At 40.5% G+C, this 25,941-nt stretch carries 27 protein-coding genes and 1 riboswitch; of the genes, 23 read left to right on the forward strand and 4 right to left on the reverse strand.

All coding sequences use genetic code 11. The features are described from left to right. The first annotated feature begins 61 nt into the window (after positions 1 to 61). A complete protein-coding gene (locus tag NMM13_RS06110; protein WP_155199573.1) occupies positions 62 to 616 on the forward strand; it encodes a GNAT family N-acetyltransferase in 555 nt (184 codons plus the stop codon). Between the two features lie 185 nt (positions 617 to 801). Here NMM13_RS06110 and NMM13_RS06115 read toward each other — a convergent pair whose 3' ends face one another. Beyond that, positions 802 to 1,830 carry a YdcF family protein gene (locus tag NMM13_RS06115; RefSeq protein WP_155199574.1) on the reverse strand — a complete coding sequence of 343 codons (1,029 nt, stop codon included), beginning with the start codon at positions 1,828 to 1,830 and terminating at the stop codon, positions 802 to 804. A gap of 134 nt (positions 1,831 to 1,964) precedes the next feature. Here NMM13_RS06115 and brnQ point away from each other — a divergent pair, with 134 nt between their 5' ends. The 3 genes from brnQ (at position 1,965) to NMM13_RS06130 (ending at position 4,969) form a co-directional block, all read left to right on the forward strand. Beyond that, complete coding sequence (gene brnQ / locus NMM13_RS06120; RefSeq protein ID WP_201037595.1) at positions 1,965 to 3,281, forward strand: branched-chain amino acid transport system II carrier protein; 1,317 nt, start codon at positions 1,965 to 1,967, stop codon at positions 3,279 to 3,281. 395 nt (positions 3,282 to 3,676) lie between these two features. After that, complete coding sequence (gene ccdA2 / locus NMM13_RS06125) at positions 3,677 to 4,384, forward strand: thiol-disulfide oxidoreductase-associated membrane protein CcdA2 (RefSeq protein ID WP_049473243.1); 708 nt, start codon at positions 3,677 to 3,679, stop codon at positions 4,382 to 4,384. 21 nt (positions 4,385 to 4,405) lie between these two features. Then, positions 4,406 to 4,969: a TlpA disulfide reductase family protein gene (locus NMM13_RS06130; protein WP_080976928.1), complete on the forward strand. Its 564-nt coding sequence runs from the start codon at positions 4,406 to 4,408 to the stop codon at positions 4,967 to 4,969. Between the two features lie 30 nt (positions 4,970 to 4,999). Here the strand turns inward: NMM13_RS06130 and NMM13_RS06135 are convergent, their stop codons facing one another. From NMM13_RS06135 to NMM13_RS06145, 3 genes are read right to left on the reverse strand one after another with little or no spacing between them, the layout of a single operon-like run. Then, positions 5,000 to 6,244, reverse strand: coding sequence for an NAD(P)H-dependent oxidoreductase (locus NMM13_RS06135; RefSeq protein WP_023918071.1), 1,245 nt, complete (start codon positions 6,242 to 6,244; stop codon positions 5,000 to 5,002). Positions 6,245 to 6,262: 18 nt separating this feature from the next. Next, positions 6,263 to 6,868, reverse strand: coding sequence for an NADPH-dependent FMN reductase (locus NMM13_RS06140; RefSeq protein WP_023918073.1), 606 nt, complete (start codon positions 6,866 to 6,868; stop codon positions 6,263 to 6,265). Positions 6,869 to 6,893: 25 nt separating this feature from the next. Beyond that, positions 6,894 to 7,817 carry an FAD:protein FMN transferase gene (locus NMM13_RS06145; RefSeq protein ID WP_338151654.1) on the reverse strand — a complete coding sequence of 308 codons (924 nt, stop codon included), beginning with the start codon at positions 7,815 to 7,817 and terminating at the stop codon, positions 6,894 to 6,896. A 224-nt stretch (positions 7,818 to 8,041) separates the two neighbouring features. Between NMM13_RS06145 and nox the strand changes: the two genes are divergently transcribed. From nox to NMM13_RS06240, 19 genes are all read left to right on the forward strand, one after another. Next, a complete protein-coding gene (nox, locus tag NMM13_RS06150) occupies positions 8,042 to 9,418 on the forward strand; it encodes a H2O-forming NADH oxidase (protein WP_003001563.1) in 1,377 nt (458 codons plus the stop codon). A gap of 118 nt (positions 9,419 to 9,536) precedes the next feature. After that, positions 9,537 to 11,081 (forward strand): ClC family H(+)/Cl(-) exchange transporter, encoded by a 1,545-nt coding sequence (locus tag NMM13_RS06155; protein WP_254728099.1) that lies wholly within the window; start codon positions 9,537 to 9,539, stop codon positions 11,079 to 11,081. A gap of 110 nt (positions 11,082 to 11,191) precedes the next feature. After that, positions 11,192 to 12,064 (forward strand): iron uptake system protein EfeO, encoded by an 873-nt coding sequence (efeO, locus tag NMM13_RS06160; RefSeq protein WP_118228191.1) that lies wholly within the window; start codon positions 11,192 to 11,194, stop codon positions 12,062 to 12,064. Positions 12,065 to 12,069: 5 nt separating this feature from the next. Further along, complete coding sequence (gene efeB, locus NMM13_RS06165) at positions 12,070 to 13,275, forward strand: iron uptake transporter deferrochelatase/peroxidase subunit (protein ID WP_150906048.1); 1,206 nt, start codon at positions 12,070 to 12,072, stop codon at positions 13,273 to 13,275. Beyond that, the gene (locus tag NMM13_RS06170; protein WP_254728101.1) at positions 13,253 to 14,938 is read left to right on the forward strand and encodes an FTR1 family protein; all 1,686 of its coding nucleotides are present in this window, start codon (positions 13,253 to 13,255) and stop codon (positions 14,936 to 14,938) included. The genes efeB and NMM13_RS06170 overlap by 23 nt, the downstream gene beginning before the upstream one ends. Continuing rightward, the gene (gene tatC / locus NMM13_RS06175; RefSeq protein WP_254728103.1) at positions 14,925 to 15,644 is read left to right on the forward strand and encodes a twin-arginine translocase subunit TatC; all 720 of its coding nucleotides are present in this window, start codon (positions 14,925 to 14,927) and stop codon (positions 15,642 to 15,644) included. The genes NMM13_RS06170 and tatC overlap by 14 nt, the downstream gene beginning before the upstream one ends. After that, positions 15,644 to 15,832: a twin-arginine translocase TatA/TatE family subunit gene (locus NMM13_RS06180; RefSeq protein ID WP_254728105.1), complete on the forward strand. Its 189-nt coding sequence runs from the start codon at positions 15,644 to 15,646 to the stop codon at positions 15,830 to 15,832. Before tatC ends, NMM13_RS06180 begins: the two co-directional genes overlap by 1 nt. 438 nt (positions 15,833 to 16,270) lie before the next feature. Beyond that, positions 16,271 to 17,005 (forward strand): PoNe immunity protein domain-containing protein, encoded by a 735-nt coding sequence (locus NMM13_RS06185; RefSeq protein WP_254728107.1) that lies wholly within the window; start codon positions 16,271 to 16,273, stop codon positions 17,003 to 17,005. Between the two features lie 30 nt (positions 17,006 to 17,035). Next, positions 17,036 to 17,779 (forward strand): PoNe immunity protein domain-containing protein, encoded by a 744-nt coding sequence (locus NMM13_RS06190; protein ID WP_254728109.1) that lies wholly within the window; start codon positions 17,036 to 17,038, stop codon positions 17,777 to 17,779. Between the two features lie 24 nt (positions 17,780 to 17,803). Beyond that, positions 17,804 to 18,280: a toxin-antitoxin system YwqK family antitoxin gene (locus tag NMM13_RS06195; protein WP_254728111.1), complete on the forward strand. Its 477-nt coding sequence runs from the start codon at positions 17,804 to 17,806 to the stop codon at positions 18,278 to 18,280. 11 nt (positions 18,281 to 18,291) lie between these two features. Then, positions 18,292 to 18,951 (forward strand): endonuclease V, encoded by a 660-nt coding sequence (locus NMM13_RS06200; RefSeq protein ID WP_302849505.1) that lies wholly within the window; start codon positions 18,292 to 18,294, stop codon positions 18,949 to 18,951. Continuing rightward, a complete protein-coding gene (locus tag NMM13_RS06205; RefSeq protein ID WP_254728113.1) occupies positions 18,948 to 19,415 on the forward strand; it encodes a hypothetical protein in 468 nt (155 codons plus the stop codon). Before NMM13_RS06200 ends, NMM13_RS06205 begins: the two co-directional genes overlap by 4 nt. Positions 19,416 to 19,449: 34 nt before the next feature. Next, positions 19,450 to 19,971: a hypothetical protein gene (locus NMM13_RS06210; protein ID WP_254728115.1), complete on the forward strand. Its 522-nt coding sequence runs from the start codon at positions 19,450 to 19,452 to the stop codon at positions 19,969 to 19,971. Between the two features lie 84 nt (positions 19,972 to 20,055). Beyond that, positions 20,056 to 20,934 (forward strand): NAD glycohydrolase inhibitor, encoded by an 879-nt coding sequence (gene ifs, locus NMM13_RS06215; protein WP_254728117.1) that lies wholly within the window; start codon positions 20,056 to 20,058, stop codon positions 20,932 to 20,934. Between the two features lie 87 nt (positions 20,935 to 21,021). Continuing rightward, positions 21,022 to 21,936, forward strand: coding sequence for a hypothetical protein (locus NMM13_RS06220; protein WP_195487212.1), 915 nt, complete (start codon positions 21,022 to 21,024; stop codon positions 21,934 to 21,936). A gap of 32 nt (positions 21,937 to 21,968) precedes the next feature. Further along, entirely contained in the window at positions 21,969 to 22,694 is a 726-nt protein-coding gene (locus NMM13_RS06225; RefSeq protein ID WP_254728119.1) for an alpha/beta fold hydrolase, read from the forward strand. 182 nt (positions 22,695 to 22,876) lie between these two features. Further along, positions 22,877 to 23,860, forward strand: a complete 984-nt coding sequence (gene guaC, locus NMM13_RS06230; RefSeq protein ID WP_195487214.1) for a GMP reductase — start codon at positions 22,877 to 22,879, stop codon at positions 23,858 to 23,860. After that, positions 23,850 to 23,945: riboswitch (purine riboswitch) on the forward strand. It overlaps the preceding gene by 11 nt. Positions 23,946 to 24,035: 90 nt before the next feature. Further along, the gene (locus NMM13_RS06235) at positions 24,036 to 24,617 is read left to right on the forward strand and encodes a xanthine phosphoribosyltransferase (RefSeq protein ID WP_254736854.1); all 582 of its coding nucleotides are present in this window, start codon (positions 24,036 to 24,038) and stop codon (positions 24,615 to 24,617) included. Continuing rightward, complete coding sequence (locus tag NMM13_RS06240; protein ID WP_070589011.1) at positions 24,617 to 25,876, forward strand: nucleobase:cation symporter-2 family protein; 1,260 nt, start codon at positions 24,617 to 24,619, stop codon at positions 25,874 to 25,876. The genes NMM13_RS06235 and NMM13_RS06240 overlap by 1 nt, the downstream gene beginning before the upstream one ends. Positions 25,877 to 25,941: the final 65 nt, after the last annotated feature.

Genomic DNA, 25,941 nt, shown 5'->3' on the forward strand with positions numbered 1-25,941 from the left:
AGCGTCGATAGTTGAAGGCCCTTACATTTTTTGGTATAATCAGTGCAGAAATGGAGGCTTTATGCGCTTAACCAGCCAATTAATCACTGAATCGTTCCCTGATCTAGATAAGGTCGAGAGGTTAAATATCGAGGCTTTCCCTGAAGAGGAACGGATTCCTTTATCAGAATACTTACGCTATACGGATAATGACGATGCCAATTTCTTTGCTTTTTATAACGAAGAAGAATTTGTCGGATTTGCTTTCTCTATCTACAATCAGAAAGCTTTTTATGTTAGCTTCTTTGCCATTATGCCCCACCTACGTAGCCACGGTTATGGTCAAGAAATCATTGAAAAATTGGTAGAATTTTACCAAAGAACCATGATTCTTGAAGTGGAACGTTTAGATGAAGAATGTGACAATCTAGAGCAACGTCAGTCTCGGATGGATTTCTATAAGCGAAATGGATTTAAAACTGCCAATGCCTTTTTAGAATACGAAGGACTTAGCTTTGAAATTCTCTATCGGGGTGATCACTTTGACGAAGAGGCTTATCGTGATATTTTCCGTAAACTGCAGGAAGAAAATTATTTCGATTTCCGCATTAAATATAGACGCTTTAGTGACCACTAGACAAGAAAGAGGCTGGGACAAAAGTCCTAGCCTCTCAATTATTTTTGGATTGTCGAGCAAGACGCAGTGGTTGAGTGGGCTCTACTAGGCTGATTTCATCAGCTTTTACAGCCCTACTCAACTGTGCGGAGGTGGGACGACGAAATCGAATTCTAACGAATTACCGATTTCTGTCCCACTCTCTTTTAGTTTAGATATTTAATGAAGAACTCAATCAGTTTCATGATTTGTGTAAAGAACCAAGGTAGAAACAGAAGAGCTAGGAAGGTAACATGCCATTTCCAATAGAGTGAAACCAAGCCAACGGTTTCTCGAATCCAAGCGGATGGGAGATAGTAAAAAGCTGTTCTTGAACCGATACTTCGACCAGGTATTTTCAATCGTCTCATAAAGACACCTGCACGGAGCGCGTGAAAAGAATTAGTTACCACAAGGACTCTCTTGCCAAGACCCTCTTCTTCAAAGATACACTTGCTAAAGGTCAGGTTTTCAAAAGTAGTACGAGAGCGATTCTCGATGAGAATGGCGTCTTCTGGAACCCCGTGTTCTATCAAGTATCCGGCCATAGCTTCCGCCTCAGCGATCAGCTCATCTGACCCTTGACCACCAGAAACAATCAGCTTTGGTCGTCCGTTGAACTGCTCATAAATGGCCTTTCCCTTCTCAAGACGCTGGGCCAAGAGTGGGGGAACCTTGTCTCCGATCAAACCTGAGCCAAGGATGATGATGGCGTCTGGTTCTTTGCGAACCGGAAAGAGATTGCAAAAGGTCCCATAGGATACATAAGAGAGGTAGAGAAAGGTCATGTAAAACAGGGCAAAGTCAGTCAGATAGATGAGGATGTCATTCCCTGGGAAATAGGGTAGAAAATGTAGTGCCAAAGCTCCGATAATAAACAGTCCATAAAGCAGAGAGAGGAGGTTGGCCAGTCTTTTTCCTTCAAAAGCCATCATTTGACGGCCGTTAAAAAGGAGAAAGATAGATGAGAAAATAATGCTGAGAAAAACGAGGATGGAAATCACTACAAAGACAATCATTGCAATTTGTTGATTAAACCATAGCTCAGTTCGAACGACTAGTAGAAATGCAGAAATCAGTAGAAGAAGCCCCAGGTTTATCGAAAAGAGATAAGCATTGAAAAGCCTTCTGCGATCACTCATAAAGAACAATAAAAAAATAAGAGCTGGAAATAACCAGAATAGATATAGATACATGTTTTGCCCCTCGTAAAATCTTATATCCATTGTACCATAATGACTGATAAAAATAGCGGATTGTTCATACAAATAAGTTGCATTCTTCAAATGAATTTGATAAAGTTAAGATTATCGTTTTTTAAGGAGATCGTATGTTACGAAAAGGTTCCCTGACAGGTTTATTACTGTTTGGTATTTTTTTTGGTGCTGGAAACCTGATTTTCCCGCCGACTCTTGGTGCTTTATCGGGTAATCAATTTTGGCCAGCTATTGCTGGGTTTGTCCTTTCAGGAGTGGGAATTGCCATTGTGACCTTGATTATCGGGACACTCAATCCCAAAGGTTATATTGATGAGATTTCTCGTAAGATTTCACCTGTTTTCGCAATTGTATACTTAGTTGCGCTGTATCTTTCGATTGGTCCTTTCTTTGCCATTCCAAGAACGGCGACGGTATCTTTCGAAGTGGGGACAGCCCCCTTATTAGGTGGAATGAATGCCAGTTTAGCACTTTTCATTTTTACCCTGGTCTACTTTTTGCTTGCCTTTCTGATTGCTTTGAATCCATCTAAGATTCTAGATCGAATCGGTCGTATTTTGACCCCGATCTTTGCGATTCTTATTTTGATCTTGGTCGTTCTTGGGGCTCTGAAATACAGTGGACATGTTCCAATGGTGGCCACAAAAGCCTATCAGGCTTCTGCCTTTGGGCAAGGATTTTTAGAGGGCTACAATACCTTGGATGCCTTGGCATCTGTTGCCTTTAGTGTGATCGCAGTGACGACCTTGAATCAACTTGGATTTTCAAGTAAGAAAGAATATATCAAGACCATTTGGTTGGTTGGAATTGTCGTAGCCCTTGGTTTTAGTGTGCTATATATCGGTTTAGGATTTCTGGGGAATCATTTTCCAATTCCGGCTTCTGTTATGGCATCTGATACCAATAAAGGGGTGTATGTATTATCAGAAGCAACCAAAGCGATCTTTGGTCCGACTGCTCAGATTTTCCTAGCAGGAATGGTGACGGTAACTTGCTTTACCACAACCGCTGGTTTAATCGTCTCTACCAGTGAATTCTTCCATAGCACCTTCCCTAAGGTTTCTTACAAGGTCTATGCAACTGTCTTCACTTTGATCGGTTTTGCGATTGCCAACCTTGGCTTGAATGCCATTATTGCCTTTTCATTACCAGTCTTGATGATTCTTTACCCAATCACCATTACCATTGTATTGATTGTGATAGTGAATAAATTTGTGGCTCTTTCAAAACCAGGGATGCAATTGACTATTTTCTTGGCCAGCTTGGTCTCTCTTGCAAGTGTTCTGGCAAGTACCTTTAAAATTTCACTAGTAGAAAAGGGGATTGCTTTGCTTCCATTTGCGGCTCAATCTCTTCCGTGGTTAGTGCCAGTAGTCATCGGGATTCTTTTATCGCTCGTATTACCAAATAAACAAACAGCAGAAGAATAAGTTATATTAGAAACTCTAAAGTTTTGTGCTTTAGAAATAGATTGAAGATAATATCCTCTTAGAAACTTTCCTTAGGTGAGTAAGGACGTCAGCGAACTTCATAGAAGTTCCATGACTTAGTTTTGGACCTGAGGTTCCAAAACTCCCGAGTGCCTGAAACAATTGTGTTTCAGGCACTTTTCTCACGGCGGCAAGTTTCAATGTATACTTGAATGTGCCTTATGTATTCTTTTAGTTTTTCACCACAACTTAGACTCTAAAGTTTTGTGCTTTAGGGTTTTTCTTTTGAAACTAGGATCTAAATCCAAACTTTAGTAAAAAAACGTAGCAGAAATTTTTATTTTAGGTCAGTCAATGTTATACTGAATGTAGCATATCGATATACGGAGTGAACTATGAATCCAATCATTTTTTCATTGACAGTTTTTCTTGCGGGTATTCTGTCTTTCTTTTCTCCCTGTGTCTTTCCTTTGCTACCGGTTTATATTGGAATCTTGCTAGGAAGTGATCAGGAAAAGGCTATCCGATTGTTCGGGAAAAAAATTCGCTGGCATGGCTTGCTGAAAACCCTTTGTTTTATTGCAGGTATTTCTGTTATTTTCCTCCTCATTGGTTTTGGAGCGGGCTTGCTTGGAAAGATCATGTACACCAATTGGTTCCGTTATCTGATGGGAGCCCTCATCATTATCCTTGGTCTTCATCAAATGGAAGTCTTTCATTTTCATTTCCTTGAAAAGCAAAAAACAATGGATTTTGGAGCCAACAAACAGAAGAATGAATTGTTTTCAGCTTTTCTCCTTGGTCTTGGTTTTAGTTTTGGTTGGACGCCTTGTATTGGTCCGGTATTAGGATCAGTTCTTGCTTTAGCAGCATCAGATGGGCAAGATGCTCTTATGGGAGCTATTTATCTCCTTGTTTATACATTGGGAATGGCTCTTCCGTTTTTACTTTTGGCCTTAGCATCTAGTCTGGTCTTACCTTACTTTAATCGTCTCAAACCCCATTTGTTATTGCTGAAGAAAATCGGCGGAGCCATCATTATTCTAATGGGAATTCTCTTACTCTTGGGACAATTGAACAGTTTGTCATCTATCTTTTCATAAAATAATCCGGAGGTATAACACATGATGAAAGGTATTAAATACGCTTGTTTCTCAGTTCTCTCTTTAGCTTTGCTGTCAGCTTGTTCCATGAATCAATCCAGTGAGAGTAGTATGGACAATCAGCCAACAATGAATACAACAACGAATAAGAATGCTTTGGTAGGAAAAGACGCTAGTGACTTTGAACTAAAGGATATGAAGGGGAATACGGTTAAACTTTCAGACTACAAAGGGAAGAAGGTTTATTTGAAATTTTGGGCAACCTGGTGTGGCCCTTGCCGGCAAAGTATGCCTGAACTAGAGAAATTGGTCAAGGATACGGATAGAGACTTTGAAATTCTGACCATTATGGCACCAGGACTCCAAGGTGAAAAAACAGAAGAAGAATTCGTCAAATGGTTTGATCAACAAGATTACAAGTCCGTACCGGTCTTGTACAATCCAGACGGTTCTGCATTTGCAGATTATCAGGTTCGCTCTATTCCTACAGAAGTCTTTATAGACAGTCATGGGAAAATTGGACATGTCCAATTAGGGGCAATTTCAAACGAAGATGCTAAGAAGATCATCAAAGACTTACAATAAAAAAATGAAGCACGAAGCTTCATTTTTTTATTAGTTGCTTGCACCAGAAGTGGCATCGGCATCTCCGTGCCCTCCGTCACCATGTCCTCCAGCATCTGAAGCACCAGAAGTTGCATCTGCACTACCGTGTCCACCAGCAGGAGCAAATGGACCGCTTCCGCCAACTAGACGTTGTCCTGTTGTTTGTAGGTACCAGTCCAACCATGGTTTGAAGTTGAAGACAATCTCATTGATACCAGCGTATGAACCATCTTCATAGTACATAGCTTGGTAGTTGTGAGTGTTGATCACACCCTCAGGAGATCCTGGAACAATGGTCCGAACATAGTCTTGGTTACCGTTACGAAGGGTACCAATCACCCATTCCACGTTTTTCATACGTGCTGGTGGTAGGGAACCATGAACGGTTGACATCCGGCTTCCTGATTGAGGTGGCACGCGTTTGGCAAACATGGTATCAGGATCTTGATGGGCATTGTTGTAGTAGAGGAATTGGTTGTTATCATCGGCATAGGTCAATTCAAATGGCATAGCCTTTAAGAACATATCAATTTGGTTAACGGTTAGGATACCGTGGTCGAGTTTGACATAGGTATCGCCGGAAACGGCACCAGTGATTTCAGCTACTTTTTCTACCCAATCTGGATCGTCAGGATCGACTTCAGTAACAGTTGTAGCGATTGGATGATTACAATCCAAGTCTTCTGGTTCAATTGGTTTTGGTTTTTTCAATTTAGATACAACCTCAACGTATTTCATAAAATTATCCAAGCAGGTTTCAAGGAATTTGACGGTTCCCTCGTTAATGATATTGCCGTCTTCGTCAAAAGCTTCTTTTGCTTTTCCAAGAAGGAATTCATTTCCTGGAAGGGTATAAGCATTGACACCTGGGGCATCGAGGATCTTACGGAGGTGAACTTGCGCACGTGAAGTCCCTTGATCATAGTAAGAAGCACCGACGATCATAACCGGTTTGTTTTCAAATGGATGCACCTCGAAAGAGAGCCATTCAAGAACAGACTTGAGAGCAGCAGAGATCGTATGGTTGTGCTCTGGAGTGGCAATGATAACACCATCTGCACGAGTGATTTTGTTATATAAGAGACGTAATTGGAAACTTTCGTCCCATTTTTCATCTTGGTTAAACATTGGAACTTCGTCGATTTCAAGAACTTCCAATTCAAATTTGATCTTAAATTGGCGGCGAATGAATTCCAAAAGTTTACGGTTATATGATTGATCGTAGTTCGATCCTACAAGTCCAACAAATTTCATTCTTTTCTGTCTCCTATCTTACAAGTTTTCCCAGTCAAATTCTTCAGCATCTTTGCGAAGTAATTCTTGGGCGTTGCGCAATTTGTCTGTGATTTTTACAAACACACGGAAATCATTGAAGACCGCATCTAATTTTTGAATGACATCTAAATCCACCAAGTCTCCATTTTGATCAAAGGCTTGCAATGAATGAGAGAGCAAGAATTCATCTGGCAAGACATTCGCTTTAATTTCAGGAGCATTTAAGATTTGGCGAAGTTGGAGTTGGGCGCGTGAAGATCCCAACGTACCGTATGATGCCCCAGTAATCATGACCGGTTTGTTCAACAATGGGAAGACTCCGTATGAGAGCCAAGCGAGTGCACTCATCAAGACTGCTGGAATAGAGTGGTCGTATTCTGGAGTTCCAATAATGACCCCATCAGCTTCTTCAATTTTTGCAACAATATCTAAGACAGCTTCAGGAACTTGTTTGTCGGCTGGTTTGTTAAAGACAGGGATATCTTTAATTTCGACCAATTCGATCTCAGCCTTATCAGCAAAATGTTTTTGCATGTATTGAAGCAGTTGACGGTTTGTAGAACGTTTGGAGTTAGTCCCCACAATCGCAATAAGTTTTATCATGGAAAATTCCTTTCTGATAGGAGAATTATAAATAAGATTGAAGCCCACTTGTATAGGCGATCTTGCCTGATTGAGAAACCAATAAGGTATCTATACCAGGAAGTGATTCAACAGTGTTGAGGATAGAAGCAGGAGATTCCCCGAACAAGCGGGTAGTCCATATCTCCCCGTCTACGGATCGATCAGATATGATGGTGATACTGGCTAAGTCTGTCTCGACCGGATAGCCCGTCGCGCTATCAAAGATGTGGTGAAACGACTGGCCGTCAACTTCTAAATGACGCTCGTAGATGCCAGAGGTGACAATAGATTTATCCTTGACAGAGAGGACCAGTAGGTGCTGACCTCTTTTTTCGACTGGATTTTGAATGCCAATCCGCCAAGGTTGCTGTTTGACGGGATGTTGACCGACAGTGAGGATATTTCCTCCAAGATCGATCAAGGCATCTGTTACTCCCTGGCTCTTTAAAAAGGTCGCAATGCAGTCTGCACTATAGCCCTTAGCCAAGGCACCTAAATCGATCTTCATTCCAGGACGTGTCAGAAAGACCGTATGGTTTTCTGGGTCGAGCTGAATTCGGTGAGGATCGATCATGGTCAGAGCTTGATTAATTTCCCCTTGCTGGGGACGTCTAGCATCTGAAAATCCAATTCGCCAGGTCTGTACAAGAGGACCAATGGCGATGTTTAAATGGCTGTTTTGAGCTTGACTATGCAAGGTTCCTAATGCAATCAGTTCAAAAAGATCTGGATGAACTTGGACAGGAGCAATACCAGCTTGGTAATTGACCTCCATGAGTTCAGAACTTGCATCATTGGCACTGAAGCGATGTTCGTAGGAGCGAAGAAGTTCAAAGCAGCGGGCTAAGAGTTCATTCGCTTGTGGGTGACAGATCGAAACAGTGATGGTCGTTCCCATCAAACGTTCGGATCGACTACTTAGGTCCACTAAAAATCTATCCTTTCCTATTTTCACTTACTTACAGTATATCAAAAAGATATCGTTTTCACAATCATTTCAAGCATATTGTTTGACATTTTTTGAAACATGTGAAGTGGGATTTTCTGGAAAATTGAAAAAAAGATCACAAATTCTGAGCAAAATAATTGTAACCGATATCATTTTTATGATATACTCAAGAAGTAAATTAAATTAAAGGTAGGATTTATTCTATGAGTAAAATCGTTGTTGTAGGGGCTAACCATGCCGGAACAGCTTGTATCAACACTATGTTAGATAATTTCGGAAATGAAAATGAAATTGTAGTTTTTGACCAAAACTCAAACATTTCATTCCTTGGATGTGGGATGGCGCTTTGGATCGGTGAACAAATCGATGGTCCTGAAGGTCTTTTCTACTCTGACAAAGAAAAATTGGAAGCAAAAGGTGCAAAAGTCTACATGAATTCACCTGTTCTTTCAATTGACTATGACAACAAAGTGGTTACAGCGGAAGTTGATGGAAAAGAACATAAAGAATCATACGAAAAATTGATCTTTGCGACTGGATCAACACCAATCATTCCTCCAATTAAAGGAGTTGAAATCGTACCTGGTAACCGCGAATTCAAAGCAACTCTTGAAAATCTTCAATTCGTTAAATTGTACCAAAACGCTGAAGAAGTGATCGAAAAATTGAAAGACAACAGCAAACACTTGAATCGTATCGCCGTCGTTGGTGGTGGTTACATCGGTGTTGAACTTGCTGAAGCTTTCGAACGTCTTGGTAAAGATGTTGTCTTGGTGGATATCGTGGACACTGTTTTGAATGGTTACTACGACAAAGACTTCACTGACATCATGGCGAAAAACTTGGAAGACCACAACATCCGTTTGGCACTTGGACAAACTGTTCAAGCGGTTGAAGGAGATGGTAAGGTAGAACGCCTTGTAACCGATAAAGAAACCTTCGATGTAGATATGGTTATCTTGGCTGTTGGTTTCCGTCCTAATACAGCTCTTGCTGATGGTAAGATCGAACTCTTCCGCAACGGTGCCTTCCTTGTTGATAAGAAACAAGAAACGTCACTTCCAGGTGTATACGCAGTTGGTGACTGTGCGACGATTTTCGATAACGCTCGTAACGAAATGAGCTACATCGCTCTTGCATCTAATGCGGTTCGTTCAGGTATTGTTGGTGCCTACAATGCGACTGGTCATGAATTAGAGGGAATCGGTGTTCAAGGTTCTAACGGTATTTCTATCTACGGCCTTCACATGGTTTCAACTGGTTTGACTCTTGAAAAAGCGAAAGCTGCAGGCTTCAATGCCACTGAAACTGGCTTCAACGACCTTCAAAAACCTGAATTTATCAAACACGATAACTATGAAGTTGGTATCAAGATCGTCTATGATAAAGACACTCGTCAAATCCTTGGAGCTCAAATGGTATCACGTGATAGTGCCATCTCAATGGCTATCCACATGTTCTCACTTGCGATTCAAGAACACGTTACGATTGATAAATTGGCCTTGACTGACTTATTCTTCTTGCCACACTTCAACAAACCATACAACTACATTACAATGGCAGCTTTAACTGCTGAATAATGAATAATTGAAAAACAAAGCTAGCGGTGCTAGTTTTGTTTTTTTCTGATTTTCCATGTATTCAGAGGCAGTGAAATAAGGTATAATGAATAGGATAAGAGTTTGAAGGAGTTAGGGAATGTCTGCTAAAGAAGAAGCCTTAAAAAAGGAATTTCATTTTGCCTCTAGTTCAATTGTGGCCCATATTGTCAGAGGTGTTCTGGTTGGGATCGTTGTGGGCTGCATCGTCTCAAGTTTTCGTTTTTTGATCGAACATATTTTTCATTTTGTTCAAGGCGTTTACAAGGAGATGTCTGGTCAACCACTTTATTTGCTGGCGATGCTGTTGGGGTATGGGGTGATCGTACTGATTGCTGGCCGACTTATTCGCACCAATCGGGATATCAAAGGATCAGGAATTCCGCAAGTCGAAGCAGAGCTTAAGGGCCTATTGGCGGTAAGCTGGTGGGATACCCTGTGGAAGAAGTATATTCTAGGAGTCTTGGCCATCGGAAGTGGTTTAATGCTTGGTCGTGAAGGTCCTAGTATTCAATTAGGGGCAATGGGTGGAAAAGGAGTGGCCCATCATTTGAAGGTCAGTCCGGTTGAGGAGCGGTCTTTGATTGCAAGTGGGGCTGCCGCTGGTCTTGCCGCTGCCTTTAATGCACCTATAGCGGGGCTCTTATTTGTGGTTGAAGAGGTCTACCATCATTTTTCACGTTTCTTTTGGATTTCAACCTTGGCTGCTAGTTTGACTGCTAATTTTATTTCACTCAATGTCTTTGGTCAAACACCAGTGCTTCATATGCCACAAAATATTCCACCTCTCCATCTGTCTCAGTACTGGATTTATCTTTTTCTTGGAGTCTTTTTAGGGGCAGCGGGTTATGTCTACGAAATAGTGGTTCTCAATATCGGCCGACTCTATCGTTTGCTAGAGAAGATTTTCCATGTTCCTTCTCATTATTCTTCCTTATTTTCCTTTATCTTGATTCTTCCAATCGGCTATTTTCTTCCTCAAATTCTTGGTGGTGGGAACCAATTGGTCTTGGATTTAGCTCGAGTACCGTATCCAGTGCTGACCATCCTTCTCTATTTTGTGATCCGTTTCATCTGGAGTATGTTGAGCTATGGTAGTGGCCTGCCTGGAGGAATCTTCCTGCCCATACTAGCATTAGGATCTCTTTTAGGAGCCATCGTTGGAACCTTCCTCCAAAACATTGGCTTTATCTCTCAAAATCAGCTGCCTCTCTTCATTATTTTAGGCATGAGTGGGTATTTTGGGGCTATTTCAAAAGCGCCATTAACGGCTATGATCTTAGTGACAGAGATGGTCGGTGATATTCGCAGTTTAATGCCCGTAGGCATGGTGACCTTGCTAGCATATATGATCATGGATCTCTTCCATGGAGCGCCAGTCTATGAAGCCATGCTCGAGCAATTGTTGCCGGATAAGGCGCAAGAAGAAGGAGAGTTGACTTTAATTGAGATCCCTGTATCAGAAAAGATTGCAGGAAAACAAGTTCATGAACTGCACCTCCCTCAAGATATCTTGATCACCACGCAAATGCGAAGCGGGAAGAGTTATACGGTCAATGGTGCAACCCGCTTGTATCTTGGAGATAGCATCTTTGTGGTGGTTAAAGAATCTGAAATCGGACGGGTCAAGGATATTCTTTTGTAAAAGACAGATTCTCAGAAAAGCTTTTCTATTATTAAATTTTCAGACAATTATTGAAAAATGAGAAAATATCTGGTAGAATAAGGGCAAGAACAAATGAGGAGAAGTCTTTCATGAAAAAATATAGTCTACTCTTATTGAGTGTTGCTCTTTTAGCAGGGTGTGCAAATTCTACTAGCAAACAGTCGAATCAAAAGACGCAAACCAGCTCAACGGTGCAGTTGTCGAAGGATGACCAGAAGACCTTGGACAATGCGACAGCTGAATACAAAGACTTTGTTGAAATGCAAATTGACCAATTGCTCAAGGATACAGAAGGATTCCGAGCTACCCTAAAAGACGGTAATTTAGAAGAAGCTAAAAAGCAATACCCCTTGATCCGTATGGCCTATGAACGTTCCGAACCGATTGCTGAAACCTTCGGGGAATCAGATGTCAAGATCGACTACCGTTTGGTGGATTATGTGGATGAAAATAAATCAGAAGATGGCTGGTCAGGTTTCCACCGGATTGAGCGTATCCTTTGGGAAAACAATACTACAGATGGAACAGACAAATACGCTGACCAACTGGTGAACGATATTAAGGAGTTGAAAGCTAAAATTGCTACAGTAGAAGTAACACCGGATATCATGTTGACCGGAGCTGTTGATTTGCTCAATGAAGTGGCAACGCAAAAGATTACAGGTGAAGAAGAAGTCTTCTCTCATACAGATCTTTACGACTTCCGCGCCAATATTGAAGGGGCTGAAAAGATCTTCTCTCTCTTTAAACCTTTGATTGAGAAAAAAGATTCTAAATTGGTTAAAACCTTGGAAGCAGAATTCAAAAATGTCAATGCTCTATTGGACAAACACATGACAGATGATTCAAACTATAAGTCTTACACAGACTTATCCAAGGAAGATACCAAGGAATTGGCAGAAGCTGTGACCAAACTTGGTGAACCTTTGTCTCAAATGGGTGTGATTTTAGATGGGAAATAAGAAAAATGGCTGACGAAAAATTTTTAGATAAAAAAATGGACCGTCGTGAATTTCTTAAAAAAGCAGGTATTGGAGGGGCTGGTCTAGCGCTGGGCCTCTCTGGTGCATCTGCTTTTTTCGCTAATCAAGACAGTTCCAGCAAAAAAGCTTATGATGGGGATGAAGACATCTCCTTTTATGGCAAGCACCAAGCAGGGATTACGACTCCTATGCAGAAGGCTTGCTACTTGGTGGTATTAGACCTTCACACGACGGACAAAAAAGAAATCATCCAGCTTTTTAAAGACTGGACCGACTATAGTAGTAAATTAGTCGAAGGAGAATTGGTCAAAAAAGATGGCGCCAATGCCCTCTTGCCTCCAACAGATACAGGTGAAACAGTAGGACTCAATCCCTATCGCTTGAGCCTGACTTTTGGGGTATCGGCTTCCTTTCTAAAGAAACTAGGCTTGGAGTCCAAACGTCCGAAACTCTTTCGTGATTTACCCCCATTTCCAAAGGAGCAGTTGCAGGACAAATATACTGGTGGCGATATCGTCATTCAGGCCTGTGCAGACGATGAGCAAGTAGCCTTTCATGCGGTGCGAAATCTGATTCGTAAGGGTCGTAATACCATTACCATGAAGTGGAGCAAATCAGGATTTGCAGCTATTGGTGACCGAAAAGAAACGCCACGCAACCTCTTTGGTTTCAAGGATGGAACAGCAAATGTCACGACTGAGAAGGATTTTGACAAGGTCGTCTGGACTGACAGCAAGGACTGGATGAAGGGTGGTTCCTATATGGCTCTTCGCCTAGTGCAAATGCACTTGGAAACTTGGGATCGAACCAATTTGCAGGAACAGGAAAATACCTTTGGTCGCTACAAGGAGTCCGGTGCTCCCTTTGGTAAAACCAACGAATTTGATGAAGTAGATTTATCTAAACTACCAGTTGATTCACATGTCCGTTTGGCCAAAGAAGTCGATCGACCGATTTTACGCCGGTCATATTCCTATTCGGATGGCATCAATGAACAAACCGGGCAATTTGATGCAGGCTTGATCTTTATCGCCTTTCAAAAGGACCCGAACAGCTTTGTCAAAATCCAAACCAACTTGGGCGCAGTAGACAAAATGAACGAGTATATCACTCATATCGGAAGTGGACTCTTTGCTTGCTTTGCAGGCGTTGAGAAAGGAGGGTATCTTGGTCAAGCACTCTTTGAATAAACTCTTGATCCTCTTCGGCCTTCTTGCCTTGTTCTGGACTCATCCAGTGGCTGCGGACTCTTATAGCGATCTCTTTATCAAGATCACGGATGCAACAACCGCTGTACAAAATAAGGACCAGAAAAAGGCCAAGGCATTAATCGCTGAGATTCAGGCTGATTTTGAATCCAAAGATCACCATGATTCCAAGGCAGGGAAAAAAGTTAACCAAGCCCTGGCTATAAAAGGGGAGGTAACCAAAGACGATCTTACCAAGATCTCATCAGCCTTGCTGGCTTTTGAAAAAGAGCAAAATCCGGTCGATTTAGAGGCGGAAAAAGACAAACTCGTGAGTCGGCTCGCACCTTATTTTAAGAACCTACAAGAGGCCATTACAGCTAAGGATCTGGATAAAACCCGTCAAACCTATGCTGATCTCAATAACACCTGGACGCGAAACGAAGCGGTGGTAAGAGATCACAGCACAGCCTACTATGGCAAAATCGAGACGGCCATTTCGCTCTTGCGCAGTAGTATTGAAACAGAGCCTACTGATTTCACTAACATCCAGTCCTCTTATAATGACCTCAAAAATGGGATTGATGCCTTTGTAAAAGGAGAAGCCATTAGCAGTGCCAGTACGGATTTGACGTTGAAAGATGGGATCAAGCTTTTGGAGAAGGCGCAAAGCCAATTTCAATCCGGCGACGATAAATCTGCTGCAGCGACTATGAAGCAGTTCATCACGATCTGGCCAACTATCGAAGGGGATGTTAGCACGACCAATCCCAGTCTCTACACGCGCGTAGAGAGCGAATCCCCGGTTATTATGGTCAAGGGGAAAGAAAAGGCCTATCAAGAGAAATTACAAGCCTTGATCAAGGACCTGTCTACGATCGATACGACAGCTTCTTACAACGCTTTTGATGCCATGTTGATTCTATTGCGTGAAGGAGTAGAAGCCCTTCTGATCGTCATGGCACTTGTGACGACCCTTAAGGCCGCTAAGATGAGGAAAGGCCTCAAATGGGTTTACGGTGGAGCTATTGCTGGTGTTCTTGCCAGTGCAGCGATCGCTCTTGTTTTGCAAGTAGCTTTTCCAGCCGTTACTTCGGGGTCTAACCGGGAAATCATTGAAGGTGGCGTTGGGATTTTCGCTGTAGTCATGATGATTCTCATCGGAATTTGGCTCCACAGCAAGTCCTCTGTCAAACAGTGGAATGCCTTTATGGACCGTCAAATGAAGACCGTAACGGCTACAGGAAGCTTTGTGTCGATGTTTGCTCTCAGTTTCTTAGCAGTCTTTCGTGAAGGGGCTGAGACTATTCTCTTCTATGTCGGGATCATTCCGCGGATTACAACCGCGAATTTCTTACTGGGAATAGGGTTTGCCATAGCCGTTCTCATCATCATTGCAGTGGCCATGACCAAGGCCAGTCAAGCTATCCAACCTCATCGAATCTTTTTCATTCTGACGTGGTTGATTTACGCTTTGGCCTTCAAGATGCTCGGTGTCAGCATCCACGCCCTGCAGTTGACCAATATCCTACCTAGCCATTTGGTCAATGGACTTCCAACCATCGATTGGGCGGGCATCTATCCAAGCTGGGAAGTTCTTCTTCCTCAGTTAATGTTTGTGGCTCTGATCGCCCTCATCACGGTGAGACAACATGGCAAAGAGTAGAGCAGATGAAATGACCATTGTTGAGCACTTGGTCGAATTTCGAAAACGATTGATCGCAGTGGTCTTATGTTATATTATCGTCTTCATCGTAGCCTTTGTATTTGGAGGAGAGCTCTACCAAGCTTTGACGGCTAGCCTCCATCAAAAACTGCTGGTACTGGGGCCAAATGATATCCTATGGATCTATGTATCGCTGGCCAATCTCACAGCCTTTAGCCTGACCTTACCCTTTATTGTCTACCAGATTTGGCAATTTGTAAGGCCGGCTCTGAAGGAGAAGGAGGCGCGTGCAGTCTTTGCTTATATCCCAGCTAGCTTTATTTGCTTTGTGCTGGGACTTGCATTTGGTTATTTCTTTGTCAATCCAGCTATTTTAGAGGTCTTGATGCGTTTAGGAGAAGGGCTGTTTGATACCCAATTGACGGCACAAAATTATTTAACCTTCTTATGGCACACCACCTTGCCTTTAGGGGTTTTGTTCGAGTTACCAGTTTTGGTCGCTTTTCTGACCTCGATTGGTCTCTTGACACCACTGTTTTTAATAACCTACCGACGATATGCTTACTTTGTCCTGCTGGTCTTAGCCGTCGTGCTAACCCCTGCAGACTTTATCAGTGACTTGGCCATGACACTCCCTTTGATCCTCTTATTTGAAGTCAGTGTCGCCATCAGTAAAGTCATCTATTCAAGAAAAAGGAGAAACTAATGGGAATTTTACGTGATATTGGAGCACCAGGATTGATCATCATCATCCTAGGAGCCCTCTTGATTTTTGGACCAAAACGCCTACCAGAATTGGGCCAGTCCATCGGCAAAATGTTTGCTGAATTTAAGACAGCTGTCAATAAAGGCAGTGAAGAAGCCGATCAAGACACCAAAGAAGAAAAAGAATAATCAGACAATTTTCAAAATTCTATTGAGTTCGATTGCATAAAAAGGTATAATAAGACAAGTACTTGCAATCGACGAAGGAGGAAACCATGATTATTACGATTTTGTCACTCATTTTCTATTTCAGCTATATCGGATTCTTATGCTGGTTGGTCGTAAAAATTGTCGAAAAATTGTTCAATTTCTTGTTGAACCGTTAATAAAGAAACAATCCATTTCACCACAGGTGAGTGGATTGTTTTGTGTCTCGATCATTCAGTATAGAATCAAATAGTAAGAGACCCTGTGGTGTCTTTTTACTTATCTAATTTCCCTAGCTAGTGACTAACTTGAACTTCAAACTGTATTTCGGTATGATAGTAGGTAATAGATTTACGGTTTGTTTGTTTAGTTTTGTGTAATGCCTATGAAAAGCTCTATATAACTATTTGAGGATAAGCAGTGAAAAGAGATAATATATTTATAGAAGAAAAAATTAATGAACTCATTCTATTTAATAAATTATCTATTGATGATTGGACTCAAGAATTAACAAAATTAAAACAAGGGGAAAATTCATACAAACGACCGATTGAAGAAATTATCAAATCAGTACAACTTGATATTTCTATTTATCAGAAGGAGAATATGATAGCCACCTACACTGCGGGGCATCTTATTGAAAAATTCAAAGAAGAGTACCTTAAATATGTTGATAGTCTTGTCCCTGTGTGGCATAGCAATTCAGGATATGATGCAATGCTCTGGGCTCTTTCTATTGGTATTTTATTAGAAGTTGATGAAACGACTTTTGATAAGTTAGTAGACTTAGTCAAAACGGATGATCCGGAGGATTATTTGATCGATTACCTTATCCAGTCTCGTCATCCAGAGTGGACAATTAGGATCAACTATAATTTCCCAAGACCCTATGGCTTTACCCGAAAGATTATAGAGGAAGAAAATTCTGAAAAGGCTGTATCTCTCTTGAAAGAATACTTGACTAAAAAATGGTATCAGGGATGTAGAGATGAAGGCTGGTATGATTTGCATAAGCGCAACATTGATAATTATTATGGTTACTGGTCCTTTGAATCAGGCGCTCTCTGCAAAATGAAGGGCTTAGATTATAAACAGTTAGAAGAATTTCCATATTTTCCATATGATTTGGTTGCAGAAGGTGGAATATATAGATAATCTATATAAGGACATAGAAAGAAGATAGAGTTGGAACTAAGAGACACGTTTTCAGATAAAAATAATATAAATGGACTAATCCAAGTTTTTCAAAAAGCCATTCAAGATTCTGAAGAACGAATTCAAGTAATTGAACAGGATGAGAAAGAAGGGATCCAAAAATTTTCTTTGGACAATAATGTTGTCATTTCGAATATAAGATCATCAATATGTCGGTACCAAAAAGAAGTTATGATAGCGACTTATACTGCGGGTTATTCTATTGAAGATTTCAAGGGTGAGTATATTAAGTATTTAGAGAGTTTGCAACTATCTTGGCAAGGAAATTCTGGCTATGAACAAATGGTCTGGGCTCTCTCTATTGGAATTTTGTTAGATATTGAGGAGAATATGTTTAATCAGCTAGTAGATTTGGTCAAGAAGGATGACTCAGAGGACTATTTGATTGACTATCTGATTCAATATCGTCGTCCAGAGTGGAAGATTCGACTGAATTATAATTTTCCAAAGCCTTATGGTTTTACCAGAAAAATTATTGAAGAAGAGGATTCTGAACAAGCTCTAAAATTGCTTAAAGAATATGTGGCTAAGAAATGGTACCAAGGTAGCAGAGATACAGGATGGTACAATTTACATAAAACCAATAACAGAAGTTATTATGGCTACTGGTCCTTTGAAGCAGGTGCTCTTTGTAAAATTAAAGGATTGGATTACAAGGGATTAGAAGGACTTCCGTACTTCCCTTATGATTTGGTTGCGGAAGGAACGCTATAAAAAAAATTCTAAGGTTGAAAAATGATGGAAGAGAAGATTTTAACAAAAGAAGAAGTGCTTCAAAATGGTGTTTGTTTTGAAGAAGAACTTGATTGGGGCGGAGAATTCTATGAACAAATTGTCTGTGAAAATGAATTAGGAGAAGAGGTTCCTTATACTGGTTTAGCCTATGATTTATATTCAGATGGTCAATTAGAGTTTTATGGATATATAGATAATGGGTATAGGCATGGTCTAGCTGTCTACTTTTATTCTAATGGAAAAATTAAAAGAATTAATAATCAAGACAGAGGTTCAGCCGAAGGAATTCAAAAAGAATATTTTGAAAATGGTGATATTAAGTCGGTTTCTTATTGTATTGCAGGAGAAAAAATTCTCTATAAGAAATATGATGAGACTGGTAAAGTTATTGAAGAAAAAACAGAGCCTACCGAAGATGATTTCAAGATAGCAAAAAAGTGGGGTGTTGATTTATCGACTTTAGACATAAATTTGAAGTAGAACAAAATCGCTTGAGATCTCAGATTGATTTGACGAATCGTTTCATACCTTCTGATATCCAATATGTGGCAGGAGTGGACCTTGCTTATTGGAAAGAAGGAGATAAGGAATACGGTGTTGCATGTATCGTTGTCATCGACCGTAAAACTATGGAAGCGTTGGAGGAAGTGAGTTACTCTGACGAAATCCATGTTCCTTATCTTCCTAGTTATTTAGCTTTTCGAGAGTTACCTTTGATTTTAGAGGCAGTAAAACTTTTAGGTGTTATACCAGATTTGTATATGTTTGATGGAAATGGATATTTGCATCCGCGCAATATGGGAATAGCGACACACGCTTCTTTCTACTTAAATAAGCCGACAATTGGCGTCGCTAAAAACTATTACCATATTGATGGGGCTCAATATACTGTCCCTGAAAATCGTGAGGGAGCTTATACAAATATTGTAAAAGACGGTGAAATTTATGGGCAAGTTTTACGGACTCATCAAGATGTCAAACCAATCTATATTTCTTGTGGGAATTGGATTGATCTGGAAACGACTCGGGAATTTGTTTTAGAATTTGTTACAAAAGATAGCCGTTTGCCAATCACAACACGATTCGCTGATATTATGTCACATCGAGAGAGAAATAAGAGAAAAAATATAGTTGGATTGGGGAAATTATGATCGAACCTAAGTACGGTGAAAATATTGTTGTTCTTTTTAAACATAAAAATAAATATACCTGGTATGTTTCGGATTTGGAATTCTGGTATATTGATTATGAGGTGGCACGCTATTCGCTTGATACTCTGTATGATGAGCGAAAACGTTCTTCGAAACTGACCAATGAAACATTGCCATATTTCTTAGAAGATATGGAAGCATACAAATGTAATCGAAATGAGCTGGGAGAAGCTTTTGCTAAATCGTATCAGGAAGATAGATTGAACGCAGTATACGACTTTAAACCTTCCCTGTTTATTGATATGGATGAGATGGAACTGTACTCGCAGTACGCAGAATACGTATCATTCGAAGAATATGTTTCAGAACCATGGAAAGGCAAATATAAATCATTTGGGGATAAGATTCCAGAAGAAGAAAAATTCTGGTTAGCTTGTGGCAGCGATGTATATGGTGAGGATTAATTACAATTGAAGAATAGATATAGGATAAATACTAGTGGATAAAGATCAATTAATAAACAAGCCAGAAATAAATATTGTTGGAGTTATTGCGAACCATAGGTTTAACTGGTACGTTTGTTCCAATGATATGTGGACAATGGATATTGATAAATATATTCAATCCTACAAGGAAGCAGGTTGGGATCTTGATTTTTCCTATTTACCTGAGATTCAACAGAATCTTTATGTGGTTACAAAAAACAATCTTGAGTCCTACTTAGAAATGTATAAAGATGATTGGCTGAAGGTGACCGTTGAAGAATTGATCTCAATGATCAAACGTTCAATGGAAGAGGAGAACTTGAATTCAGAGATTATTCTGGAAGGAAAAGCCTTGCTTCCGGATCTTTTCATCGATTTTGATAAAGAAGAATTTTATTCAAACCATCTGGGGATGAAAAACTACGAAAGATATGTGCCAAACGGATGGAAGTTTTTTTCAGGACGTTTTGATCATTTGATCCCCAAAGAGGAGCAATATTGGATTGAAGAGGGTGAGAATGTCAATTTAAGATAGTGAATGATATTGCACTATTATTTAATCGAAACGAAAGGTAGAGAAACGTCATGAAAGTTCATTTTAGATTCAATGGAGTAATAAATGAAGACATATAGACTAAAAAAAGATACCGAGTGGGATATTATGCGGTATAAAAAAGCTATTGAAAATCACAGAGAAATAGATGCTTTCTTAGGTATTGATCCCGAGTATAGAATTGGTCATCGAGACTCATATTATCAAGATATTACAGATACTCATATTTTGATAGAATATAGCCTTTATCCAATTTATGTAGAGGGAGATTTTGATATTCCAGATCGAACTTTTAATATTTTAAAGGAATTAGCTTCTAGTCAGTATATTATACATTTATATCAAGTTGTATCATTTATCAAAAAACAAGAGGATTTACTGGAAGAATATGATTCTTTACCTTTTATTATTGATGCGGAGGCCATAGTACCTATTGTTCTTGACAGTATTTATAATCTTCCTAATGAGAAAAAGGTGAATTATTACCGTAATATTTGTAATTTAATTGATTCTATGGAGCTTTTCAAAAACTGTGATAAAGAGAAAGTAGAATACATCATTAAAGAGCAAAAGAAAGAGGAAAATAAGAATAGAAGAAAAATTAAATCAGTTGCAGAGGTATGGCCAATTGTACTAGACGTTACGAGTATCGATGCGATGGGTGTTTCAGATGACCATCTTGAGTTGTTATTGATTGATGAAAACAAATGGATAGAGTCATTTGAAGAGGAGCATCTCTTGAAGCTTCAAGAAAAACTCAATAACTATATCTACTTCCTCGAAAGCAAGCAGTATGTGGAGCGATATGGTGATAAGTTTGATAAAAAAGTCATCCATATCACATTCCAGTATTCCCCATCTGATAATGGATTGGCCTTTCTCGCAGTGGTTCAGAAAGTGTTACAACCAACAGATATGAGCTTGAAGGTGGAATTGCCGGAGTAATACCAACCCCTCGTTTAATCGAAACAGTTTGTGGAAAAACTAGAGAATTGATTAAAAACTAGAAATAGATAGGAGAATGTTAATCGAATGAAATACCTAAAGGCCCTCAGCTTTCGGACTAAGGTGATTGTGAGTTTGATTTTGTTAGCTCTCTTTGCCTACTCTGCTTATTCCTATGTCTGGCCTAAATATGTTCAGTGGAAGGAAGACCATGAAGTACAGATTGTTAAAACAAAGGTAGAAAGAATCGAAACTTTTGGATCTCAGAATCGCTATGTTTATTATGAGACGAGTGGAGCTAATGGATCTTTTGTTTTATCCAATTATTATGTTGCAACTACAGATAAGTTTATTGGTAGCGGATCTAATCAACCGGTTGGATTATCATTTGATGTCTATGATCTTAATCATTTGAAGAATCCACCGAAAACGATTAACGTGGTCGAGCTTTTACAAACCTATGATCAGAGATACAAACTGGACTTTCAGGCAAGAGGAGGATATTCGGATAATGGTAGAGATTATATGGTTCTTTCTTTGGTAAATAAGGAGAACGATAAAGATAAAAAAGAAGTTGCTTTAGATTTAGAAAGTGAGAAGATCACACGGGCACTTCCTGAAGATAAGACAGAATATAAATGGCGCCCTTTTTCATTTTCTTATACCAATCTAGCTGATATAGCTAATGAGTACGGTTTTATAAGCTATTATGATTTATCTTACAGAAAGAATTTTAAAGTAAGAAAAGACGTTCAGCTAAATTTTATTAAAGAATATCCTGAATATTTTAAGAGGAATGGAGGATTAGCCTTTATTGTAGTTAGACAAGGAGACTACAATGATCCGGAAGCTATTTTCCAAGATATGCGCCATTGGTTTGCGCCAGTTGGTCAGGATAAATTAGATGTTATTGCAACAGATCCAAAGACAAATGAGCAAACTCCGATCAATACGTATAAAGAATACAGAGAGTGGTATGAAAAACATCGCGATCACTTATAGTTTTCAGAATTTAAATAGTGAGGACAAAACACATGCAATATTATTTTATTGGTGGCCTAGGTGGCAATGGCTACCATCTAGCTCCACTTATTGAAAAACTAGGCTTTCCTGTGACTTTTCTAGATCCCTATAGGGAAATGATTCAGACAGAAAACGATCTTCGTGCTTGGTTTCAAGGTCGGATTGGCCAGGCGGAAGAGATCTGTTTATTGGGGCATTCCTTGGGTGGAGATTTGGCTCGTTATCTGGCTGGCGAGTTTCCTCAGATTCGAGCTCTGATTCTCCTGGATGGTGGCTATCTGGATATGGAAAAGATCCTGCCTCTTGAAGAAGAGCTAGAAGGAACGGCGTCTTTCATGCAGCAGCAAGTCTTTGCAACTTTAGAAGAAGCCGTGTTATCCGAACTTGGTGATCAAGCAGATCCTACTCCTATAGCGCAAAAAGCAGTAGAGGCTAGCTATCGCTGGAATCCAGCGAGTGAACAATATGAATTAAATCTGAATCTCGAAAAGGTCATGGCTTTATTGCGTCTACGGCGTCAGATCAAGACTTACCAGATTCCACTGGTAGAACTGCCTGTCCTCTTTATCGGGCCTCGATACCAAGAAGAACCTGAATGGAGAAAAGATGCTCTGAAGCAACTAGATCCCCAGATCAAGCAAGTCTTGCTAGAAGGTTTGGGGCACGAACTGTATACAGAGGCGCCTGAAATTGTAGCTAGAGAAGTAAACAATTGGCTCCAAAATGTTCATAAATAAAACCTGTTTCTCTGTTTGAAACAGGTTTTTGTCTTATAATTTCCGAACGTTATTTCCTATAAAATCATTCCCATTGCATTAGGTCCGTATCTTTGGTATAATCTATCAAGGAAACGTCAAGAGACGTAGCGATGCGCTTGCGCATAGGTAGGTCAGTTTTTAGAAAAGAGATTTTTCAATTTATGTTAAATGAATTTCCTATTTTCGACTATGAAGATATCCAGTTGATTCCCAACAAATGTATCATCAATAGCCGCTCAGAAGCAGATACAACCGTCCAATTTGGAAACCATACCTTCAAGCTTCCAGTTGTTCCTGCCAATATGCAGACGATCTTGGATGAGAATGTAGCAGAGCAGTTGGCACGTGGTGGTTACTTCTACATCATGCACCGTTTTGATGAAGCGGGACGGATTCCTTTTGTCAAACGCATGCATGATCAAGGTTTGATCGCTTCTATTTCGGTTGGTGTTAAGGAATACGAATACGACTTTGTGAGTCAATTAAAGGAAGATGCGCCTGAGTACATCACCATTGATATCGCACATGGTCATGCGGATAGTGTCATTCGGATGATTCAACACATCAAGAAGGAATTGCCAGATACCTTTGTCATTGCTGGTAATGTTGGAACACCTGAGGCTGTTCGTGAATTGGAAAATGCGGGAGCTGATGCGACTAAGGTCGGAATCGGCCCTGGTAAGGTTTGTATCACCAAAGTTAAGACTGGATTTGGTACAGGTGGTTGGCAATTGGCTGCCCTTCGCTGGTGCTCAAAAGCAGCGCGTAAGCCAATCATTGCGGACGGTGGGATTCGGACCCATGGCGATATTGCCAAATCGATTCGTTTCGGGGCATCTATGGTCATGATCGGTTCTCTCTTTGCAGGACATATTGAAAGTCCTGGTAAAACAGTAGAGATTGATGGAGAGTCTTTCAAAGAGTACTATGGATCTGCTTCAGAGTACCAAAAAGGTGCATATAAGAACGTCGAAGGTAAGAAGATTTTATTGCCTGCCAAGGGTCATTTGCAAGATACCTTGACAGAAATGGAACAAGATTTGCAAAGTTCGATCTCTTATGCAGGAGGCCGAAAATTAGCAGATTTGAAACATGTTGACTATGTGATCGTTAAGAATTCTATCTGGAATGGCGATGCACACTAATTGAATTACTTATTTATTTCACGAATAGGCGTGATGTTTCTACAAGGTGCCGGAACACCTAACAATAAGTAAGTCGGGATTATTTCTCTTTCTAGAGAGATTTCAAGGCTTGCTTAGCAGGCCTTTTTGTATTTTGTGAATGAAGTAGAGGATTTTTAAAAAAGTAGGAGGAAGTATGAAATTACTTGAAGAGCGCATCTTAAAAGATGGCAATGTTTTGGGTGAGAATATCCTCAAGGTGGATTCCTTTTTGACCCACCAAGTGGATTTCAAATTGATGAAAGAAATTGGTCAGACCTTTGCGGACCGGTTCAAAGATGCTGGCGTGACGAAAGTCGTAACCATTGAAGCGTCTGGAATTGCGCCAGCCCTTTATGTAGCTGAAGCCTTGGATGTTCCCATGATCTTTGCTAAGAAGGCGAAAAACATCACGATGAATGAAGGTATTTTGACGGCTGAGGTTTATTCCTTTACCAAGCAAGTGACCAGCACCGTTTCGATTGCGGGTAAATTCTTGGATCCATCAGATAAGATTTTGATCATTGACGATTTCCTTGCAAATGGCCAAGCAGCCAAAGGCTTGATTCAAATCATCGAACAAGCCGGGGCTCAAGTCGAAGCGATTGGGATCGTGATTGAAAAATCCTTCCAAGATGGACGGGGATTGTTAGAAGAGTTGGGATATCCAGTTGTATCCCTCGCACGTTTGGACCGTTTTGAAAAAGGTCAGGTTGTATTTAAGGAGGCAGACATCTAATGCAAAAACAAGAAAGCCATTCACAGGCAGCCATTTTAGGCTTGCAACACCTTTTGGCCATGTATTCGGGATCTATTTTGGTACCGATCATGATCGCGGGAGCTTTGGGTTATAACGCTCATCAACTGACCTATCTCATCTCTACAGATATCTTCATGTGTGGGGTCGCAACTTTCCTTCAAGTGCAGCTCAATAAATACTTTGGGATCGGTCTTCCGGTAGTCCTGGGGGTTGCCTTCCAGTCTGTAGCACCTCTCAGCATGATCGGGGCTAGTCATGGAAGTGGGGCCATGTTTGGTGCCTTGATTGTCTCAGGGATTTATGTCATCCTTGTATCTGGTTTCTTCTCTAAGATTGCCAATCTCTTCCCATCAATTGTAACGGGATCCGTTATTACCACCATTGGTTTGACTTTGATTCCAGTAGCGATTGGAAATATGGGAAATAATGCGCCAAAACCAACCGTTCAAAGCTTGATTTTGGCTGTGGTGACTATTCTCATCATTTTAGTTGTTAATATCTATACGACTGGGTTTATTAAATCCATTTCAATCTTGATTGGTTTGATCGCAGGGACTGCCATTGCGGCTTCTATGGGCTTGGTAGACTTCACACCTGTGGCTCAAGCACCAGTCGTTCACGTTCCAACGCCCTTCTTCTTTGGAGCTCCTAAGTTTGAAATCACCTCAATCGTCATGATGTGTATCATCGCGACAGTTTCTATGGTGGAATCAACAGGTGTCTATCTTGCTCTTTCTGATATTACTAAAGATCCAATTAATAGCACGCGCCTTCGCAATGGGTATCGCGCTGAAGGGTTGGCCGTTCTCCTCGGTGGTATCTTCAACACCTTCCCTTACACTGGATTCTCACAAAACGTTGGTTTAGTGAAATTGTCTGGTATCAAGACTCGTCTTCCAATCTATTATGCGGCTGGTTTCCTTGTTCTACTCGGTCTCCTTCCTAAGTTTGGAGCTTTAGCACAAATCATCCCAAGCCCAGTTCTTGGTGGAGCGATGCTAGTGATGTTTGGTTTTGTATCGATTCAAGGGATGCAGATTCTTGCGCGTGTTGATTTTGAACACAATGAGCATAATTTCCTCATCGCAGCTGTATCGATTGCAGCGGGGGTTGGCTTGAATAACAGTACCCTCTTTAACGGCCTTCCAACAGGATTCCAAATGTTCTTTGCAAACGGGATTGTTGTCGCAAGTGTCTTAGCAATCGTTCTCAATGCGATTTTAAACCGCAATAAATAATTATTTCAAATTTACCGGAGGTCCTTGGATCTTCGGTTTTTTTGACTTTTAAGAGAACATATAGT

The sequence above is a fragment of the Streptococcus sp. CF8_St5-11 genome (assembly GCF_024295625.1).
Lineage (GTDB): Bacteria > Bacillota > Bacilli > Lactobacillales > Streptococcaceae > Streptococcus.

Bases quoted from the DNA above. Each gene is read 5' to 3' on its own strand.
- NMM13_RS06110 (WP_155199573.1), top strand. From the start codon at position 62: ATGCGCTTAACCAGCCAATTAATCACTGAATCGTTCCCTGATCTAGAT.
- NMM13_RS06115 (WP_155199574.1), bottom strand. From the start codon at position 1,830: ATGTATCTATATCTATTCTGGTTATTTCCAGCTCTTATTTTTTTATTG.
- brnQ (WP_201037595.1), top strand. From the start codon at position 1,965: ATGTTACGAAAAGGTTCCCTGACAGGTTTATTACTGTTTGGTATTTTT.
- ccdA2 (WP_049473243.1), top strand. From the start codon at position 3,677: ATGAATCCAATCATTTTTTCATTGACAGTTTTTCTTGCGGGTATTCTG.
- NMM13_RS06130 (WP_080976928.1), top strand. From the start codon at position 4,406: ATGATGAAAGGTATTAAATACGCTTGTTTCTCAGTTCTCTCTTTAGCT.
- NMM13_RS06135 (WP_023918071.1), bottom strand. From the start codon at position 6,244: ATGAAATTTGTTGGACTTGTAGGATCGAACTACGATCAATCATATAAC.
- NMM13_RS06140 (WP_023918073.1), bottom strand. From the start codon at position 6,868: ATGATAAAACTTATTGCGATTGTGGGGACTAACTCCAAACGTTCTACA.
- nox (WP_003001563.1), top strand. From the start codon at position 8,042: ATGAGTAAAATCGTTGTTGTAGGGGCTAACCATGCCGGAACAGCTTGT.
- NMM13_RS06155 (WP_254728099.1), top strand. From the start codon at position 9,537: ATGTCTGCTAAAGAAGAAGCCTTAAAAAAGGAATTTCATTTTGCCTCT.
- efeO (WP_118228191.1), top strand. From the start codon at position 11,192: ATGAAAAAATATAGTCTACTCTTATTGAGTGTTGCTCTTTTAGCAGGG.
- efeB (WP_150906048.1), top strand. From the start codon at position 12,070: ATGGCTGACGAAAAATTTTTAGATAAAAAAATGGACCGTCGTGAATTT.
- tatC (WP_254728103.1), top strand. From the start codon at position 14,925: ATGGCAAAGAGTAGAGCAGATGAAATGACCATTGTTGAGCACTTGGTC.
- NMM13_RS06180 (WP_254728105.1), top strand. From the start codon at position 15,644: ATGGGAATTTTACGTGATATTGGAGCACCAGGATTGATCATCATCATC.
- NMM13_RS06195 (WP_254728111.1), top strand. From the start codon at position 17,804: ATGGAAGAGAAGATTTTAACAAAAGAAGAAGTGCTTCAAAATGGTGTT.
- NMM13_RS06205 (WP_254728113.1), top strand. From the start codon at position 18,948: ATGATCGAACCTAAGTACGGTGAAAATATTGTTGTTCTTTTTAAACAT.
- ifs (WP_254728117.1), top strand. From the start codon at position 20,056: ATGAAGACATATAGACTAAAAAAAGATACCGAGTGGGATATTATGCGG.
- NMM13_RS06220 (WP_195487212.1), top strand. From the start codon at position 21,022: ATGAAATACCTAAAGGCCCTCAGCTTTCGGACTAAGGTGATTGTGAGT.
- NMM13_RS06225 (WP_254728119.1), top strand. From the start codon at position 21,969: ATGCAATATTATTTTATTGGTGGCCTAGGTGGCAATGGCTACCATCTA.
- guaC (WP_195487214.1), top strand. From the start codon at position 22,877: ATGTTAAATGAATTTCCTATTTTCGACTATGAAGATATCCAGTTGATT.
- NMM13_RS06235 (WP_254736854.1), top strand. From the start codon at position 24,036: ATGAAATTACTTGAAGAGCGCATCTTAAAAGATGGCAATGTTTTGGGT.
- NMM13_RS06240 (WP_070589011.1), top strand. From the start codon at position 24,617: ATGCAAAAACAAGAAAGCCATTCACAGGCAGCCATTTTAGGCTTGCAA.